The organism is Pseudomonas sp. R2-37-08W (genome assembly GCF_003851705.1).
In the GTDB taxonomy this organism is placed as follows: domain Bacteria; phylum Pseudomonadota; class Gammaproteobacteria; order Pseudomonadales; family Pseudomonadaceae; genus Aquipseudomonas.
Window position 1 is genome coordinate 1,574,812 of record NZ_CP027728.1, and the last position, 17,083, is coordinate 1,591,894.

At 61.8% G+C, this 17,083-nt stretch carries 18 protein-coding genes; 14 read left to right on the forward strand and 4 right to left on the reverse strand.

Annotation, left to right across the window (positions count from 1 at the left end):
- Window positions 1-71: 71 nt before the first annotated feature.
- The 3 genes from C4J93_RS07245 (at window position 72) to ccoM (ending at window position 908) form a co-directional block, all read left to right on the forward strand.
- Entirely contained in the window at window positions 72-413 is a 342-nt protein-coding gene (locus C4J93_RS07245) for an aspartate-semialdehyde dehydrogenase (RefSeq protein ID WP_124361664.1), read from the forward strand.
- Between the two features lie 73 nt (window positions 414-486).
- On the forward strand, window positions 487-648 hold the full coding sequence (locus C4J93_RS27090; protein ID WP_090408332.1) for a hypothetical protein: 162 nt from the start codon (window positions 487-489) through the stop codon (window positions 646-648).
- 143 nt (window positions 649-791) lie between these two features.
- Entirely contained in the window at window positions 792-908 is a 117-nt protein-coding gene (gene ccoM / locus C4J93_RS27555) for a cytochrome c oxidase subunit CcoM (protein WP_034096309.1), read from the forward strand.
- Between the two features lie 247 nt (window positions 909-1,155).
- Here ccoM and C4J93_RS07255 read toward each other — a convergent pair whose 3' ends face one another.
- A complete protein-coding gene (locus C4J93_RS07255) occupies window positions 1,156-2,631 on the reverse strand; it encodes an inorganic phosphate transporter (RefSeq protein WP_124361665.1) in 1,476 nt (491 codons plus the stop codon).
- Window positions 2,632-2,965: 334 nt separating this feature from the next.
- On the reverse strand, window positions 2,966-3,166 hold the full coding sequence (locus C4J93_RS07260; protein ID WP_003189295.1) for a hypothetical protein: 201 nt from the start codon (window positions 3,164-3,166) through the stop codon (window positions 2,966-2,968).
- 513 nt (window positions 3,167-3,679) lie between these two features.
- Here C4J93_RS07260 and pcaR point away from each other — a divergent pair.
- The 11 genes from pcaR (at window position 3,680) to pcaC (ending at window position 14,642) form a co-directional block, all read left to right on the forward strand.
- Window positions 3,680-4,522 (forward strand): pca regulon transcriptional regulator PcaR, encoded by an 843-nt coding sequence (pcaR, locus tag C4J93_RS07265; protein WP_124428968.1) that lies wholly within the window; start codon window positions 3,680-3,682, stop codon window positions 4,520-4,522.
- Window positions 4,523-4,664: 142 nt separating this feature from the next.
- Entirely contained in the window at window positions 4,665-6,005 is a 1,341-nt protein-coding gene (locus C4J93_RS07270) for an MFS transporter (RefSeq protein ID WP_124366158.1), read from the forward strand.
- Window positions 6,006-6,451: 446 nt separating this feature from the next.
- A complete protein-coding gene (locus C4J93_RS07280) occupies window positions 6,452-7,309 on the forward strand; it encodes a CoA transferase subunit A (RefSeq protein ID WP_124366160.1) in 858 nt (285 codons plus the stop codon).
- Window positions 7,306-8,088 carry a CoA-transferase subunit beta gene (locus C4J93_RS07285; RefSeq protein WP_177412742.1) on the forward strand — a complete coding sequence of 261 codons (783 nt, stop codon included), beginning with the start codon at window positions 7,306-7,308 and terminating at the stop codon, window positions 8,086-8,088. Before C4J93_RS07280 ends, C4J93_RS07285 begins: the two co-directional genes overlap by 4 nt.
- Entirely contained in the window at window positions 8,085-9,287 is a 1,203-nt protein-coding gene (gene pcaF / locus C4J93_RS07290) for a 3-oxoadipyl-CoA thiolase (protein WP_177413547.1), read from the forward strand. The genes C4J93_RS07285 and pcaF overlap by 4 nt, the downstream gene beginning before the upstream one ends.
- A gap of 17 nt (window positions 9,288-9,304) precedes the next feature.
- On the forward strand, window positions 9,305-10,009 hold the full coding sequence (gene pcaH / locus C4J93_RS07295; protein WP_124369914.1) for a protocatechuate 3,4-dioxygenase subunit beta: 705 nt from the start codon (window positions 9,305-9,307) through the stop codon (window positions 10,007-10,009).
- A 1-nt stretch (window position 10,010) separates the two neighbouring features.
- A complete protein-coding gene (gene pcaG, locus C4J93_RS07300; RefSeq protein ID WP_124428970.1) occupies window positions 10,011-10,577 on the forward strand; it encodes a protocatechuate 3,4-dioxygenase subunit alpha in 567 nt (188 codons plus the stop codon).
- A 186-nt stretch (window positions 10,578-10,763) separates the two neighbouring features.
- The gene (locus tag C4J93_RS07305; RefSeq protein WP_065886164.1) at window positions 10,764-12,059 is read left to right on the forward strand and encodes an MFS family transporter; all 1,296 of its coding nucleotides are present in this window, start codon (window positions 10,764-10,766) and stop codon (window positions 12,057-12,059) included.
- A 10-nt stretch (window positions 12,060-12,069) separates the two neighbouring features.
- Window positions 12,070-13,434, forward strand: a complete 1,365-nt coding sequence (locus C4J93_RS07310) for a 3-carboxy-cis,cis-muconate cycloisomerase (RefSeq protein WP_124428971.1) — start codon at window positions 12,070-12,072, stop codon at window positions 13,432-13,434.
- A 10-nt stretch (window positions 13,435-13,444) separates the two neighbouring features.
- A complete protein-coding gene (gene pcaD, locus C4J93_RS07315; RefSeq protein ID WP_124428972.1) occupies window positions 13,445-14,236 on the forward strand; it encodes a 3-oxoadipate enol-lactonase in 792 nt (263 codons plus the stop codon).
- A 10-nt stretch (window positions 14,237-14,246) separates the two neighbouring features.
- Entirely contained in the window at window positions 14,247-14,642 is a 396-nt protein-coding gene (gene pcaC / locus C4J93_RS07320; RefSeq protein WP_124366168.1) for a 4-carboxymuconolactone decarboxylase, read from the forward strand.
- Window positions 14,643-14,758: 116 nt separating this feature from the next.
- Here the strand turns inward: pcaC and C4J93_RS07325 are convergent, their stop codons facing one another.
- Together C4J93_RS07325 and C4J93_RS07330 are read right to left on the reverse strand one after the other, a co-directional pair.
- Entirely contained in the window at window positions 14,759-15,658 is a 900-nt protein-coding gene (locus tag C4J93_RS07325) for a polysaccharide deacetylase family protein (RefSeq protein WP_124428973.1), read from the reverse strand.
- Between the two features lie 84 nt (window positions 15,659-15,742).
- Window positions 15,743-16,993 carry an OprD family porin gene (locus C4J93_RS07330; RefSeq protein ID WP_124428974.1) on the reverse strand — a complete coding sequence of 417 codons (1,251 nt, stop codon included), beginning with the start codon at window positions 16,991-16,993 and terminating at the stop codon, window positions 15,743-15,745.
- Between the last annotated feature and the right edge of the window lie 90 nt (window positions 16,994-17,083).

Sequence of the window (17,083 nt, forward strand, 5' to 3'; positions counted from 1 at the left end):
CAGCTTGACCAGCGAATGTTCAAGTCGCCCCAGGGCGCGCCGACAGCCTGTTGATCAGGAGAATCAAGATTATGTTGCCACCCATGCTGCCCGTCAGCGTTGTGCCGGTCACGTCACAACTCGATCCGGTACGCCAGAAGCCGGATATCCCGCCCGTGGTGCCGGTTCAACAAGGCTCCAACGAGAGCACCATCGACCTGAAAAAAGGCGATGCCGAACAATCGACCTTTCTGCTGCGCGAAGAACAGCGCCGTCAGCAAGAGCAGCAAAAGCGTCAGCGTGAAGCCAGCGAGGACCCCGAGCAGCACCTGCCGATCCCCGGTGATCTGCTCAACGCCGACAATACTGTCCCTGTGGCGCCGCTGATTGAAGACGCGCCGCGCCAGGGCCTGTGGGTGGATATCGAGGTTTGATCGCCAGCTGATTTGCCGTCGAGCGGAGGAGGCCGCATTATTGGAACATTCCCGCCATAACGTAAGCCAAGCCATGAGTGATGATGACAAGCTGATCGACCTGAATGCCGAACGCGCCAAGCGTGTGCATGATCTCAATGACAAACGCCTGAATGAAGTGCGCCAGGCGTTTGAACAGGCCATGCCCCTGGGTAAGGCCAAGAAGAAATCGAAGAACAAGCCGAAAAAACGTTGAATCAACTGGCCTCCATTGATGCAGGTCAGTTAGTGCCTTTCTTTACGCCCCGTCGAGGGCGACATTGATCCCCGTCAATTTTCCATTCCGCCTTCTCGATTAACTTAGCCCTATCGCAACAGGGCAAGTGCAGGAGGCCGGTCATGTTTATCGATAATGTGGTATTTGCCGGAGTGCTGACCGTAAGCCTCATGGTGCTGTTTTTTGTAGGGTTTGGAATTTTTATCTGGAAAGACGCACACAAGCGTAAAAAACCCTAAGTCTTTCCGGGTTACAGGGCACGCAAGGCATTTTGGGCGACTTCGGTCGCCTTTTTTTTTGGCCGATCGTTCCCACGCTCTGCGTGGGAATGCCGCCTCGGACGCTCCGCGTCCGCTGTTGAGGCCTGCGCATGGGTGACGCGGAGCGTCACGGGGCGTATTCCCACGCAGAGCGTGGGAACGATCATCAGGGCCATAAAAAAGGTGCGATTCTCGCGAATCGCACCTTGTTCATTGCTGGCTGCTATCAGCTGCCCAGCGCCTTGGACGCCAGCCAGAACAACCCGGCCGAGAGGCCTACGGTTGCCGGCAGGGTCAGCACCCACGCCATCAGGATAGTCTTGACCGTGCCGCCTTGCAGGCCGCTTTTGTTGGCGACCATGGTACCGGCCACGCCAGAAGACAACACGTGGGTGGTGGACACCGGCAGGGCGAAGATATTGGCAAAGCCGATCATGGTGGCGGTGGTAATCTGCGCCGACATGCCCTGGGCATAGGTCATGCCTTGCTTGCCGATCTTTTCACCGATGGTCAGTACCACGCGTTTCCAGCCCACCATGGTGCCCAGGCCCAGGGCCAGTGCGACCGCGAGGATCACCCAGAACGGCGCGTATTCGGTCGTGGCGGTCAGGTCTTTGCGCAGCTTGTCGAGGTCGGACTTCTCACGCGCATCCAGGCCAGGCAGCTTGCCGACTTTCTTCGCGGTATCGTCCAGGCAGAGCAGGTAGCGACGCACTTCAATGCGCTGGTCGGCATTCAACGAGTGGTAGTCGGACACACCTTTGAGCGTGTCAACGAGCGCGTTGATGGTCGGCTCGGTCTGCTGCGGGTTGCACTGGAACTTGCCCGGCAGGTCGTCCTTCACGCTTTTGCCCAGTGCCAGGAACTCGCCGAGGGTGGCGTTGTTGCGCTGGTAGAACTGGCTCAGATGCACAGTGGCGTCGCGGGTCCGTTCGATCTGGTAGGTGGTGCTGCCCAGGTCGAGCACGAACTGCGCCGGCACGATACCGATCAGCACCAGCATGATCAGGCCGATACCTTTCTGCCCATCGTTGGAGCCGTGCACGAAGCTCACGGCCATGGCGGAAATCACCAGGACCAAGCGGTTCCAGAACGGCGGGTGCTTCTTGTCATCAAGCTTGCGGCGTTGGTCCGGGGTCTTGTGCATCTTCGACAGCGGGCGCCACCACTTCAGGCCGATCAGCACCAGGGCTGCGACCAGGAAACCGGCCATCGGCGAGAACACCAGGGACGCACCGATATCGATCGCTTTCTGCCAGTTCACACCGTCAGCCAGGGGAATATCGTTGATCAGGGCGTTGGCCAGGCCCACGCCGAGGATCGAGCCGATCAACGTGTGGGAGCTGGAGGCCGGGATACCGAAGTACCAGGTGCCCAGGTTCCAGGTGATTGCCGCCGCCAACAACGAGAAGACCATCGCCAGACCATGGCCGGTGTTCACATTGATCAGCAACTCCACCGGCAGCAAATGCACGATGGCGTAGGCGACACCCACACCACCGAGCAGCACGCCGAGGAAATTGAACACCCCGGAGAAGAACACCGCCAGGTGTGGCGGCATCGCTTTGGTATAGATGACTGTGGCCACCGCGTTAGCGGTGTCATGAAAGCCATTGATGAACTCGAAGGCGAGGACAAAGGCCAGGGCGAGCAACAGGCTCACTAGAACCCAAGCATCCAGTCCGCTGAATAAATCGATCATGAAGGTTTTCTGACCCGGTCGTAAGGGGGCGCGATTATGCCAGAAAACCTCAGTAATCGATGCATTAGCTGCTCATTGGTAACAATCTACATTGAAAAAAACTGGTTGAAATGGGCGCATCCCAGGGTTTTCGGGGCTTTGGCAAGTCTTTGATTTTTAACGCAGGGGCGTGGAAAGACGCGGTTTCGTCACGAAAATGTCATGTGTGAAACATTTGTATGAAATTTCGTTGGCGGCAGTGGAGCGCCGACCAGCGGCAGCCAATGCGTGCTGCCCCCGGCCGGTGGTGGGCCGCAAAGGCAGCAAAAACCTGAAGACTCAACCCGAGGAGCACTCAGGGCTCTTCGGTCTTGAGTTCCTGCTCGATTTTCTGGATTTCCTGGGCGAATGCCTGGTCCAGCAGGCTGGCGCGCTTGCGCCATGGCTTACGTTCCGGCTCAGGCTGGGCGGCGTAGGTGGTGACTTCCCCGCCGTAAACATCCTTGTAACGTTGCTCCTGGCGCTCAAGTTCCGCGCGCAGTTCATCTTTCGTCACAGTTGTACCTAATTGAGTTGAGTTTAATAAAAGTGCAACGTCATGCCAAAAGGCGGCCTTGGGGTGTACGAACTTGAACAGACTGACCGTGCAAGTTTGAAGTGGGGACCCTAGGTCGCTTTTTCAATCCGATACTTTAATCGACCCTGCGCTCGAGTATGCGGCGCCGGGCGAGCTCTGATCCCAACAGGTAAATTGGGCTGACCTCTGCACAGGCTGCATTATAGCGATGCATGTGAATAACGCTATCGGCATAAAGTTAAAAGTATCAACTTCATATGCGGGTTTTGTTACATCACAACGTAAGTGTTGGCTGAACATATCTATCCATGGTCATCTGGTTTTTCTTCCACAAGGCTTTGAAACAGGCTTGGCCGCTGAAAATTGCGATAATCGAATGATCGTCCGATAATCGCCCAATGTTGCCGGCCCCGTCTTGTACATCTCTGCTGGCGCGGCTAGAAATGACAGCCAGCCCTTCTGTGGTTGAAAACAAGAAAAAGGATCCCTGCAATGAACGATCAATTGCGCAATTCTTTCGCGTCCGTGGCGCCGCCGATCGTGGCCTCACCCGCCAAGCGCATCCAGGCCTTCACGGGTGATCCGGACTTCATGACCTCCCTGGCCCGTGGCCTGGCCGTGGTGCAGGCGTTTCAGGAGCGCAAGCGTCACCTGACCATCGCCCAGATCAGCCACCGCACCGAAATCCCCCGCGCCGCCGTGCGCCGTTGCCTGCACACCTTGATCAAACTCGGTTACGCCACCACCGATGGCCGTACCTACTCGTTGCTGCCCAAAGTGCTGACCCTTGGCCATGCGTATCTGTCATCGACGCCCTTGGCCGTGTCGGCCCAGCCTTATCTGGACCGCATGAGCGAACAGCTTCACGAAGCCTGCAACATGGCGACCCTTGAAGGCTACGACATTCTGTACATCGCCCGTTCCGCCACCACTCAGCGCCTGATTTCCGTGGACCTTTCCGTCGGCGGCCGCTTGCCGGCGTACTGCACCTCCATGGGCCGTATCCTGCTGGCCGCCCTGGACGATGCCTCGCTGCAGGATTATCTCGATCACGCCGACCTGCAAACCAAGACCAGTCGCACCTTGACCACGCCCGAAGCCTTGTTCGAATGCCTGCAACAGGTTCGTCAGCAGGGCTGGTGCATCGTCGATCAGGAACTGGAGCAGGGCCTGCGCTCCATCGCCGTACCGGTGTACGACGCGTCCGGCCAGGTGTTGGCCGCACTCAATGTGAGTACCCATGCCGGGCGGGTCAGCCGCAGCGAGCTGGAGCAGCGCTTCCTGCCGAGCATGCTCAGCGCCAGCCGCGAGCTGAGTACGCAACTGTTTGCCTAAGTGTTCGGTGACCGCACAGATCCCGGCTTGATCGATTGACGCTGTTTCCCCTGGCTCATTAATGTGCGGCAGCGCTCCCAAGCGCTCCAATAATAACGGCGACCCCCGGTCGCTGACCCGCCATCGGTGTGGAATAAAAATAATGAATCAGCCCTCTGTCGGTACCACCTTGGACGTGCAGTCCTTCATCAACGCCCAGCCGTTGTCGCGTTATCAATGGCGTGTGGTGATCCTGTGTTTCCTGATTGTCTTTCTCGACGGCCTCGACACCGCCGCCATGGGTTTTATCGCGCCCGCGCTGTCCCAGGACTGGGGCATCGACCGCGCCAGCCTCGGCCCGGTGATGAGCGCCGCATTGATCGGCATGGTGTTCGGCGCGCTGGGTTCCGGCCCGCTGGCCGACCGCTTCGGGCGTAAAGGCGTGCTGGTGGGCGCGGTGCTGGTGTTTGGCGCCTTCAGCCTGGCATCGGCCTACAGCAGCAATGTCGACCAACTGCTGGTGTTGCGTTTCCTGACGGGCCTGGGCCTGGGCGCCGGCATGCCCAACGCCACTACGCTGCTTTCTGAATACACGCCCGAGCGGCACAAGTCGCTGCTGGTGACCAGCATGTTCTGCGGCTTCAACCTGGGCATGGCCGGTGGCGGGTTTATCTCGGCCAAGTTGATCCCGGCGTTCGGCTGGCACAGCCTGTTGCTGATCGGCGGCATCCTGCCGTTGATCCTGGCCGCCGTGCTGTTGGTGTGGTTGCCGGAATCGGCGCGTTACCTGGTGGTGCGCAACCGTGGCACCGACAAGGTGCGCAAGACCCTGTCTCCCATTGCGCCCGCTATCGTTGCCCAGGCCAGCGCCTTCAGCGTGCCGGAGCAGAAGACCGTCAAGACACGCAACGTGCTCGCGGTGATTTTCTCCGGCACCTACAGCGCCGGCACGTTGTTGCTGTGGCTCACCTACTTCATGGGCCTGGTGATCGTTTATCTGCTCACCAGTTGGCTGCCAACCCTGATGCGCGACAGTGGCGCCAGCATGGAACAGGCCGCGTTCATCGGCGCGTTGTTCCAGTTTGGCGGCGTATTGAGCGCAGTGGGCGTGGGCTGGGCGATGGATCGGTTCAACCCGCACAAGGTGATCGGCACCTTCTATCTGCTGGCCGGGGTGTTTGCCTACGCGGTAGGGCAGAGCCTGGGCAATATCACCTTACTGGCCACCCTGGTGCTGATGGCCGGGATGTGCGTCAACGGTGCGCAATCGGCGATGCCCTCACTGGCGGCGCGTTTCTACCCCACTCAGGGCCGCGCCACCGGCGTGTCGTGGATGCTCGGTATTGGCCGTTTCGGTGCAATTCTGGGAGCGTGGATGGGGGCTACCTTGCTGGGCCTGGGCTGGAATTTCGAGCAGGTGCTGACGGCGCTGGTGATTCCGGCAGCGCTGGCCACCGCTGCCGTGGTGATCAAAGGCATGGTCAGCCATGCCGACGCGACCTGACCTCTGGCACAGCTAAAAATGTGGGAGGGGGCTTGCCCTAATGCCAGTCAGTTAAGAAGTAGCAGGAGCGAGAACTAACTTGTGGCGAGGGAGCTTGCTCCCGCTGGGACGCGAAGCGGCCCCAAACAATGGGACTGCTGCGCAGTCCAGCGGGAGCAAGCTCCCTCGCCACAGGTTCGGTGTCGCCTTAACTGACTGGCATTTAGGGCTTGCTCCCGATAGCGGTGGGTCAGTTGACTAATTCCTGACTGATGCACCGCTATCGGGGGCAAGCCCCCTCCCACATTTGAATTGCGTTGGCTTAGAAGATTAGTACGCAACAATTCGTTCGATAATCGAACACTGAGTCGATTATCGGATTGTTCCACCCATTTCCCCGGCTTAATCTTCAAGCACTTCGGCGCCACCTCAGCGCCTTTTTCGATCAACACCGGGAGCCCAACCCCATGGCTGAAATTCTTACCCTGCGTGATGCGGTCAAGCGCTTCGTGAGCGACGGCGATACCGTCGCGCTCGAAGGCTTTACTCACCTGATCCCTACAGCCGCAGGTCATGAAATCATTCGTCAGGGCAAGAAAGACCTGACGCTGGTGCGTATGACGCCTGATCTGATCTACGACCAGTTGATCGGCGCCGGCTGTGCGCGCAAGTTGATTTTCTCCTGGGGCGGCAACCCTGGCGTGGGTTCCCTGCATCGCCTGCGCGACGCCGTGGAAAAACACTGGCCGCAGCCACTGGAGATCGAAGAACACAGCCATGCCGACCTGGCCAATGCCTACGTTGCCGGCGCCTCCGGTCTGCCGTTTGCGGTGTTGCGTGCCTACGCCGGTTCCGACTTGCCCAAGGTCAACCCGCTGATCAAGACCGTCACCTGCCCATTCACTGGCGAAGTGCTGGCGGCTGTGCCGTCGGTGCGCCCGGATGTCACGGTGATCCACGCGCAGAAGGCCGACCGCAAGGGCAACGTGCTGCTCTGGGGCATTCTCGGCGTGCAGAAGGAGGCGGCCCTGGCGGCCAAGCGCTGCATCGTCACCGTCGAGGAAATCGTCGATGACCTGAACGCGCCGATGAACAGCTGTGTATTGCCGACCTGGGCCCTGACCGCTGTGTGCCACGTGCCCGGTGGCGCGCATCCGTCCTACGCCCACGGCTACAACGAGCGGGACAACCGTTTCTACCAGGCGTGGGACCCTATTGCCCGCGACCGTGGGACCTTTACCGCCTGGATCGACGAATACATTCACGGCACCGCCGACTTCAGTGAATTCCAGGCCAAGCTGGCCACCGCGCAGGAGGCCAAGTGATGGCTTACTCCACCAATGAAATGATGACCGTCGCCGCCGCGCGCCGCCTCAAGAATGGCTCGGTGTGCTTCGTCGGCATCGGCCTGCCGTCCAAGGCGGCCAACTTGGCGCGCCTGACTTCGTCGCCCGACGTGGTGCTGATCTACGAGTCCGGCCCGATTGGCGCCAAGCCATCGGTGCTGCCGTTGTCCATCGGCGACGGTGAGCTGGCGGAAACCGCCGATACGGTGGTGCCTACCGGTGAGATCTTCCGCTACTGGCTGCAAGGCGGGCGCATCGACGTGGGCTTTCTTGGCGCGGCTCAGGTTGACCGTTTCGGCAACATCAACACCACCGTGGTCGGCGATTATCACCAGCCCAAGGTGCGTTTGCCGGGGGCCGGCGGCGCGCCGGAGATCGCCGGTTCTGCCAAGAGCGTGTTGATCATCCTTAAACAGTCGTCCCGCTCGTTTGTCGACAAGCTGGACTTCATCACCTCGGTCGGCCACGGCGAAGGTGGCGATTCGCGTAAACGCCTGGGCCTGCCGGGCGCCGGTCCCGTCGGCATCATTACCGACCTGTGCATCATGGAGCCGGAAGAGGGCACTCATGAGTTCGTGGTCACCGCGTTGCACCCGGGCGTGACCCGTGAGCAGGTGACAGCGGCGACCGGCTGGGCCATTCGGTTTGCCGAGCAGGTCGAGACCACCGCCGAGCCGACGGAGGTCGAACTGAGCGCGTTGCGTGACCTTGAGGCCCGCACCGCGGCCGCCCATGGCCAAGCGCCGGGAGAAGCCTGATGCGTGATGTCTTTATCTGTGATGCTATTCGAACCCCCATCGGTCGTTTCGGCGGTGGCCTGTCCACGGTGCGTGCCGATGACCTGGCGGCCTTGCCGATCAAGGCACTGATGGAGCGCAACCCGACGGTGGACTGGAATGCCGTTGATGAAGTGTTCCTCGGCTGCGCCAACCAGGCCGGCGAAGACAACCGTAACGTGGCACGCATGGCGCTGCTGTTGGCGGGTCTGCCGGAAAGCACCCCAGGCGTGACCCTCAACCGCCTGTGCGCCTCGGGCATGGACGCCATCGGCACGGCCTTTCGCGCGATTGCCAGCGGCGAGATGGAGTTGGCGATTGCCGGTGGCGTCGAGTCGATGTCCCGCGCGCCGTTCGTGATGGGCAAGGCCGATGCGGCGTTTTCGCGCAGCATGAAACTGGAAGACACCACCATTGGCTGGCGCTTTATCAACCCGTTGATGAAGGCCCTGTACGGCGTGGATGCGATGCCGCAGACCGCCGATAACGTCGCCGACGACTACCACATTTCCCGCGCCGACCAGGACGCGTTCGCCCTGCGCAGCCAGCAGCGTACCGCCGCCGCGCAAGCTGCCGGCTTCTTCGCCGAAGAAATCGTACCGGTGCGGGTCGCCCATAAAAAAGGCGAAACCCTGGTGGAGCACGATGAGCATCCGCGGGACACCACCCTGGAAGCGCTGGCCAAACTCAAACCGGTGAATGGTCCCGACAAAACCGTGACCGCCGGCAATGCCTCAGGTGTCAACGATGGCGCTGCCGCGCTGATCCTGGCCTCTGGCGAGGCGGTGAAAAAACACGGTCTCACCGCCCGCGCCCGGGTGTTGGGCATGGCCAGTGCCGGCGTCACCCCGCGTGTGATGGGCATCGGCCCGGTGCCTGCGGTGCGCAAGCTGGTGGAGCGCCTGGGGTTGGCGATCAGCGATTTTGACGTGATCGAGCTCAACGAAGCCTTCGCCAGCCAAGGCCTGGCGGTGCTGCGCGAGCTGGGCCTCGCCGACGATGCGCCGCAGGTCAACCCCAACGGCGGCGCCATCGCCCTGGGCCATCCCCTGGGCATGAGCGGCGCGCGGTTGGTACTGACCGCCCTGCATCAGCTGGAAAAAACCGGCGGCCGCAAAGGCCTGGCGACTATGTGTGTGGGCGTCGGCCAAGGCCTGGCACTGGCGATTGAACGCATCTAACAAGAGAGGATTGCTCCATGAGTGACAAGCCCGGTTACCGGCGCCCGCAAGCGGGCACTCAACCTGATTACCTGCACCCGGCCTACCAGTCGACGAACCTGCGTTCGCCGTCCCAGCCGTTGGTGTTCCTGCCCCATTCGTTGTCGGAAATCACCGGCCCGACCATCGGTGCCGAGCGCATCGATGCCCAGGACAACGACCTCACCGCCCAGCATGAAGGCGAGCCCCAGGGCGAGCGCATCATCATTCACGGGCGTGTGCTGGACGAGAACGGCCTGCCGGTGCCGGGCATCCTCGTGGAGATCTGGCAAGCCAACGCTGCCGGTCGCTACAACCACAAGCGCGACCTGCACGATGCGCCGCTGGACCCGAATTTCAGCGGCACCGGGCGCACCGTCACCGACGCCGACGGCTGGTACCAGTTCCAGACCATCAAGCCCGGCGCCTACCCGTGGGGCAACCACCACAACGCCTGGCGTCCGGCACATATCCACTTTTCGCTGTTCGGCCCGAGTGTGCTGACGCGCCTGGTCACGCAAATGTATTTCCCCGGTGACCCGCTGCTGGAATATGACCCGATCTACAACTGTGTGCCGGACACCCGCGCCAAGCAACGCTTGATCGCCAGTTTCGACCTGGAAAAAACCATTCCTTCCTATGCCCTCGGCTACCGCTGGGACATCGTCCTGCGCGGCCGCGACGCCACGCCGATGGAGAAATGAGATGAGCCTTTACGCAACCACGTCCCACACCGTCGGGCCGTATTACCACATCGGCCTGACCTGGCTTAACCGCGAAGACCTGACCGTCGCCGCCACCCTCGGCGAGCGCGTGGCGATCAGCGGGCAGGTGCTGGACGGCAACGGTGAGGTGGTCAACGACGCCATGCTCGAGGTGTGGCAGGCGAACGCCGCCGGCAAGTACGCCCACCCGGAAGACGAGCAGGACAAAGCGCTGGACCCTCACTTTGAAGGCTTCGGCCGCGTGCCGGTGGATGCCGAAGGGCGCTTTCGCTTTACCACGATCAAGCCGGGCAGCGTGCCGGGGCTTAAAGGCACGACCCAGGCGCCGCATCTGGTCGTGCTGGTGTTTGCCCGAGGGTTGGTGAAGCACCTGCTGACGCGGATTTATTTTGACGGTGAAACATTGAATGGTGATGACCCGCTGCTGGCGTGTGTGCCGGCTGAGCGGCGCGGCACTTTGATTGCCAAGCCGGATGCGGCGGGTGTGCATCAGTGGAATGTGATTTTGCAAGGGACAGATAAGGAAACGGTGTTCTTCGATTACTGAGTTGGCTGGAGGGCCTCATCGGGGGCAAGCCCCCTCCCACATTTTGACTGCGCCGCCTATCAAGTGTGGGAGGGGGCTTGCCCCCGATAGGGCCCTCCCAGGCAACACTGTCCGAAAAGTCTGCTTGCGGAACATGGTTGTTGCAAAGTATGTCTAGGCTATAACCGTTCCCATTGAGTAAAAACCATGACAACAAAAACCAGTCACTACACCGGAGAAGAACGCAGCAAACGGATTTTTGCGATTGTCGGTGCTTCCTCCGGCAACCTGGTCGAATGGTTCGACTTCTACGTCTATGCCTTCTGCGCCATCTACTTCGCCCCGGCGTTTTTCCCCTCGGACGACCCCACCGTTCAACTGCTCAACACCGCGGGCGTATTCGCCGCCGGGTTCCTGATGCGCCCCATCGGCGGCTGGCTGTTTGGCCGGGTGGCCGACAAGCATGGTCGCAAGAACTCAATGATGATCTCGGTGCTGATGATGTGCGCCGGCTCCTTGGTCATCGCCTTCCTGCCCACTTACAAGGATATCGGCGCCTGGGCCCCGGCGCTGCTGCTGGTGGCGCGGCTGTTCCAGGGGTTGTCGGTGGGTGGCGAATACGGCACCACGGCCACCTACATGAGCGAAGTGGCGCTCAAGGGCCAGCGCGGTTTCTTCGCCTCGTTCCAGTACGTGACCCTGATCGGCGGGCAGCTGTTGGCGGTGCTGGTGGTGGTGATCCTGCAACAGATCCTTACCGAAGAAGAGTTGCGTGCCTGGGGCTGGCGGATTCCGTTCGTGATCGGCGCCATTGCGGCGGTGATCTCCCTGTTGCTGCGTCGCACCCTCAAGGAAACCACCAGCAAGGAAATGCGTGAAGACAAGGACGCCGGCAGTATCGTCGCGCTGTTCCGTGACCATGGCAAAGCGTTCATCACGGTGCTGGGCTACACCGCCGGCGGCTCGTTGATTTTCTATACCTTCACCACCTACATGCAGAAGTACCTGGTGAACACCGTCGGTATGCACGCCAAGACGTCCAGCTACATCATGACCGGTGCGCTGTTTCTCTACATGTGCATGCAGCCACTGTTCGGCATGCTGGCCGACAAGATCGGCCGGCGCAATTCCATGCTCTGGTTCGCCGGCCTCGGCACGCTGTTCACGGTGCCGATCCTGCTGACCCTGAAAACCGTCACCAGTCCGTTCCTGGCCTTTGTCCTGATTACCCTGGCCCTGGCGATCGTCAGCTTCTACACCTCGATCAGCGGCCTGGTCAAAGCGGAGATGTTCCCGCCCCAGGTACGCGCCTTGGGCGTGGGCCTGGCATACGCCGTGGCCAACGCGGTATTCGGTGGTTCGGCGGAAGTGGTCGCGTTGAGCCTGAAGTCCATCGGTATGGAAAACACCTTCTACTGGTACGTCACCGCGATGATGGCGGTGGCGTTCCTGTTCAGCTTGCGTCTGCCCAAGCAGGCGGCTTATTTGCACCATGATTTGTAAGGGATGAGCTATGACACTGCGCACGAGCAACCAACTGTTCGACGCTTATTTCACCGCTGACAGCATGGCCGAGGTGTTCTGTGACCAGGGCCGCCTGCAGGGCATGCTGGATTTCGAGGCCGCACTGGCCCGGGCCGAGGCCCAGGTCGGGCTGATCCCGCAGGCCGCCGTGGCACCGATTGCCCAGGCCTGCCTGGCCTCGTTGTATGACGTGGACGCGCTCAGCGTGGCGATTGCCACGGCGGGTAACTCGGCGATTCCCTTGGTCAAGGCGCTGGGCAAGCTGATTGCCGAGGCAGATGCCGGGGCCGAGCGCTATGTGCACCTGGGCGCCACCAGCCAGGATGTGATGGACACCGGCCTGGTGCTGCAACTGCGCCGCGCGCTGGGGTTGATCGAAGCGGACTTGGCGCGCCTGGGCGATGTGCTGGCCGCCCAGGCGCAGCGGCATGCGTCGACACCCTTGGCCGGACGCACCTGGCTGCAGCACGCCACGCCCGTCACCCTGGGCATGAAAATCGCCGGCTGGCTGGGTGCGGTAACGCGCAGTCGTCAGCGGCTGGTCGAATTGAAACCGCGTTTGCTGGTGCTGCAATTTGGCGGTGCGTCGGGCACCCTGGCGGCGCTCGGCGAGCAGGCCATGCCGGTGGCGCAAGCCTTGGCCGCCGAGCTGCAACTGAGCTTGCCCGAACAGCCCTGGCACACACAACGTGATCGCCTGGTGGAGTTCGCCAGCGTGCTGGGCTTGATCGCCGGCAGCCTTGGCAAGCTGGGCCGCGATATCAGCCTGTTGATGCAAACCGAAGCGGCGGAAGTATTCGAGCCCTCGGCGCCGGGCAAGGGCGGTTCGTCAACCATGCCCCACAAGCGCAATCCCGTCGGCGCTGCCGTGCTGATCAGCGCCGCGACCCGCGTGCCCGGTCTGGTCGCGACGATGTTCAGTGCCATGCCCCAGGAGCACGAACGCAGCCTGGGACTGTGGCATGCCGAATGGGAAACCTTGCCCGAGATCTGCCGATTGGTATCGGGTGCGCTGCAACAGGCGCTGCTGCTCAGCGAAGGCCTGGAGGTGGATGCCGCACGCATGGCCCGCAACCTCGACCTGACCCAGGGCCTGGTGCTGGCCGAAGCCGTCAGCATCGTGCTGGCCCAACGCCTGGGCCGTGAAACCGCGCATCACCTGTTGGAGCAGTGCTGCAAGCGCGCCGTCGCCGAGCAGCGCCATTTACGTGCCGTGCTGGCGGACGAGCCGCAGATCACCGCCGAGTTGTCGTCGGCCGAACTGGACCGCTTGCTCGACCCGGCCCACTACCTGGGCCAGGCCCAGACCTGGGTCAGCCGCGCCGTGACCGAACACTTTGGATTGACTGCGTAAGGAGACCGCTGTGGCTTTCGTACAACTCGCCGAGGGCGAACTGCATTACCAACTCGATGGGCCCGTCGATGCGCCGGTATTGGTGCTGTCCAATTCCCTGGGCACCGACCTGCATATGTGGGACATCCAGATTCCGGCGTTCACCGAGCATTTTCGTGTGCTGCGCTTCGATACCCGTGGCCATGGCAAGTCTCTGGTCACCGCAGGGCCCTACAGCATCGAACAACTGGGCCAGGATGTGCTCGCGTTGCTGGATGCGCTGGATATTCAGCGCGCGCATTTTTGCGGGCTGTCCATGGGCGGGCTGATCGGCCAGTGGCTGGGCATCAACGCAGGAAAGCGGCTGCAGCGCCTGGTGCTGTGCAATACCGCCGCCAAGATCGGCACGCCAGAGGTGTGGAACCCGCGTATCGAAATGGTCTTGCGCGATGGCGCGGCGGCGATGGTCGCGCTGCGCGATGCCTCGATTGCACGCTGGTTCACCGCCGATTTTGCCGCCGCCCATCCCCACCAGGCCAAGCAGATCACCGACATGCTCGCGGCCACCTCGCCCGAGGGGTATGCGGCCAACTGCGCGGCGGTGCGTGATGCGGATTTGCGTGAGCAGTTGGCGTCGATCAAGGTACCGACCCTGGTGATTGCCGGCACGGAAGACGCGGTAACACCGCCGGCCGGCAGCCACTTTATCCAGAACCATGTACAGGGCGCCGAATACGCCGAGTTCTATGCGGCGCACCTGTCCAATGTCCAGGCCGGCGCTGCCTTCAGCGACCGTGTCATTGAATTTCTGCTGGGCCGCTGAGGAGCTTTTCGTGGACGAGAAACAACGCTATGCCGAAGGTCTGCAAGTGCGCCGCGACGTGCTGGGCGACGCCCATGTCGAACGCAGCCTCAACGCGCTGACCGAATTCAACAGCGAGTTCCAGGAAATGATCACCCGCCATGCCTGGGGCGACATCTGGACCCGTCCTGGCTTGCCCCGGCACACCCGCAGCCTGATCACCATTGCCATGCTGATCGGCATGAACCGCACCGAAGAGTTGAAGCTGCATCTACGTGCCGCTGCGAGCAACGGCGTGACCCGCGCCGAAATCAAGGAAGTGCTGATGCAGAGCGCGATCTACTGCGGCATACCGGCGGCGAATGCGACGTTTCATCTGGCCGAGTCGGTGTGGGATGAGTTGGGTGTCGAGTCCCGCGAGACCTGACTCTGGAATACAGGCAAATGTGGGAGGGGGCTTGCTCCCGATGACGGTGTGTCAGTCAGCAGATGTAGTGGCTGAACCACCGCTATCGGGAGCAAGCCCCCTCCCACATTCAGGCATCAGCGCATATCGGCATCCCACACCCAATTCCACACCCCCGGCAGATGCACCGGCTCGTTCACATCCTTGACCGTGCGTGCCAGCGCCGCGCGTTGCAGCGCAGCGGTGTCGGTGTAAAACGGCTCGGCGGCGGTAGTCATCCCGTTGATGCGGGCGCTGTCCATCAGGATCTGCAGGTACTCCTGCATATGCCGCGCGGTGTAGCGGTTGATGTCGTGGAAGGTCACCACCACCGGTATCACGCCGTCCACCGTCGGCAACTCGCCCAAGGCTATGCGTTCACGCACCACCGACAGCTGCCGGTACAGGTTGGCGCGGCGGCGCGGGCTGGCGCTGAAGCCCCAGATTTTGCCGTCATTGGCACTCAGGTCGGTCAGTAATACCTGCATGCCGTGGCGCTGGTAGGCGGCGAAGGTGCGGCGGTCGTAGTTCCAGAACGGTGGTCGCACCAGCAGGGGCGGCGTGCCGGTGATGGCGCCAATGTGCGCGGCGCCTTCGGTGAGTGTGCGTTCCAGCTCGGCATCGTTCAGCCAGCGGTGGTTGGTGTGAAACGCCGTGGCCGTATGGAAGGCCAGGACATGGCCGGCGGCGTACTCGCGCTCCATGGTCTTGCGCCCCCGGGCGCTGCCGCCGGAGCGTGCCGCTTCGGTCTGCAGGAAGAACACCGCCTTGATCCCTGGCAGCACCGGGTTGTGCGCCAGGTCGGCCATCACCGAACGGCTCGGGTTGTTGTATCCCGATGCGCTGGGGCCATCATCGAAGGTCAGCAGGAAGCGAATCGGCGCCTGCACTTGCAGGCGCTGTTCGGTCTGCGGCGTCAGGACGATGGGCGAACCAATACAGCCCCCCAGGCTCACGGCCAGGGCCAACACTGCGATGGCTGTAGCGAAGGTTTTCATGCTGTGCGCGTGCCCGAATGAAAGGCCGCTGCTGGGTCGATCAGCAGCGGCAGGCGCGCACCATACAGTAACTGCAGCGCCGGTTTACAGCAGACTTATCGGGTAGCTGACGATCAACCGGTTTTCGTCGAACTCATTGTTGCTGTAGTCGCGACGCATGCTGGAGTTGCGCCAGCGCAGGGTGAGGTTTTTCAGGCTGCCGTTTTGCACGGTGTAGCCCAATTCGCTTTCGCGGCCCCATTCCTTGCCGTCGGTCACCGTGCCGGTGTGCACATTGCTGCCGCTGATATAGCGGTTCATCAAGGTCAGGCCGGGTACGCCAAGGGCGGCAAAGTTGTAGTCGTGGCGCACCTGCCAGGATTTTTCCTCGGCGTTGTCGTAGCTCGCGTTATAGCTGTCGTTGGCCAGGGTGCCGCCGCTGGTGCCGTTGACCCGCATCCAGGCGCTGTCGCCGGTGAGTTTTTGCAGGCCGACATAGAAGGTGTTGCCACCGTAGCGGGCGGATAACAAGCCGGACCAGGTCTTGTTGTCCAGGCTGCCGGCGCGGGCGCTGCCGTCGTCCTTGCCGTAGAAGAACCCCAGGTTGGCGCCCAGGGTCCAGTCGCCCACCGGCTGGCTGTGGATCAGGTTGACGAATTGCTGCCGGTAGATGTCCTTGAGCTGGGCATTCCATACCCCGACTTGCGTGCGTTTGTCGTTGAAGGCGTATTCGGCGCCCTGGAAATTGAAGCGGTCGGAGGTGAACGCAGGTTTGCCGGTCATCGACATGTCGCCCATGCTGCTGTCGTCGCGCGGGCTGTTGGCACGGAACTGACCGCCATACAGGGTCAGGCCCTCGATTTCCTTGGATGTGATTTGCCCACCACGCAGGGTTTGCGGCAGTGAGCGGCCATCGTCCGCGCGCAGGATCGGCAGCACCGGCATCCATTCGCCGACTTTCACCTCCGTCTTGGAAAAACGCGCCTTGAACGCCACGCCCAGGCGACCGAACTCGTCCGCCGGTCGGCCGTCGTGGTCCAGCGGCAATAACTGAGTGCCGCCGGTGCCGCGCCCGCCATCGAGCTTGAGCGAGTACAGGCCCAGCACGTCCACCCCGAAGCCGACCGTGCCCTGAGTGAACCCGGACTTGGCGTCGAAGATGAAACTTTGCGTCCACTCCTGCGCGCCGCCCTGGGTTTTGGTCGGGTTGGTGTAGTTGCGATTGAAGAAGAAATTGCGCAGGTTGAGGTTGGCGCTGGCATCTTCAAGAAAGCCGTGTTCTTCGGCGACCACGGGGAGGGCAAGACTGGCGACCGCAGTTGCCAGCAACAGCCGGCGCGGGTGGAAAGTGCTCATGGTTTCGGACCTGTTGTTATTGGGTTTATGCAGGTGGCGGCCATGGTGCGCGGCGGTGCGGGGGCGATGAAAGTGGGGGAGGGCGGGTTG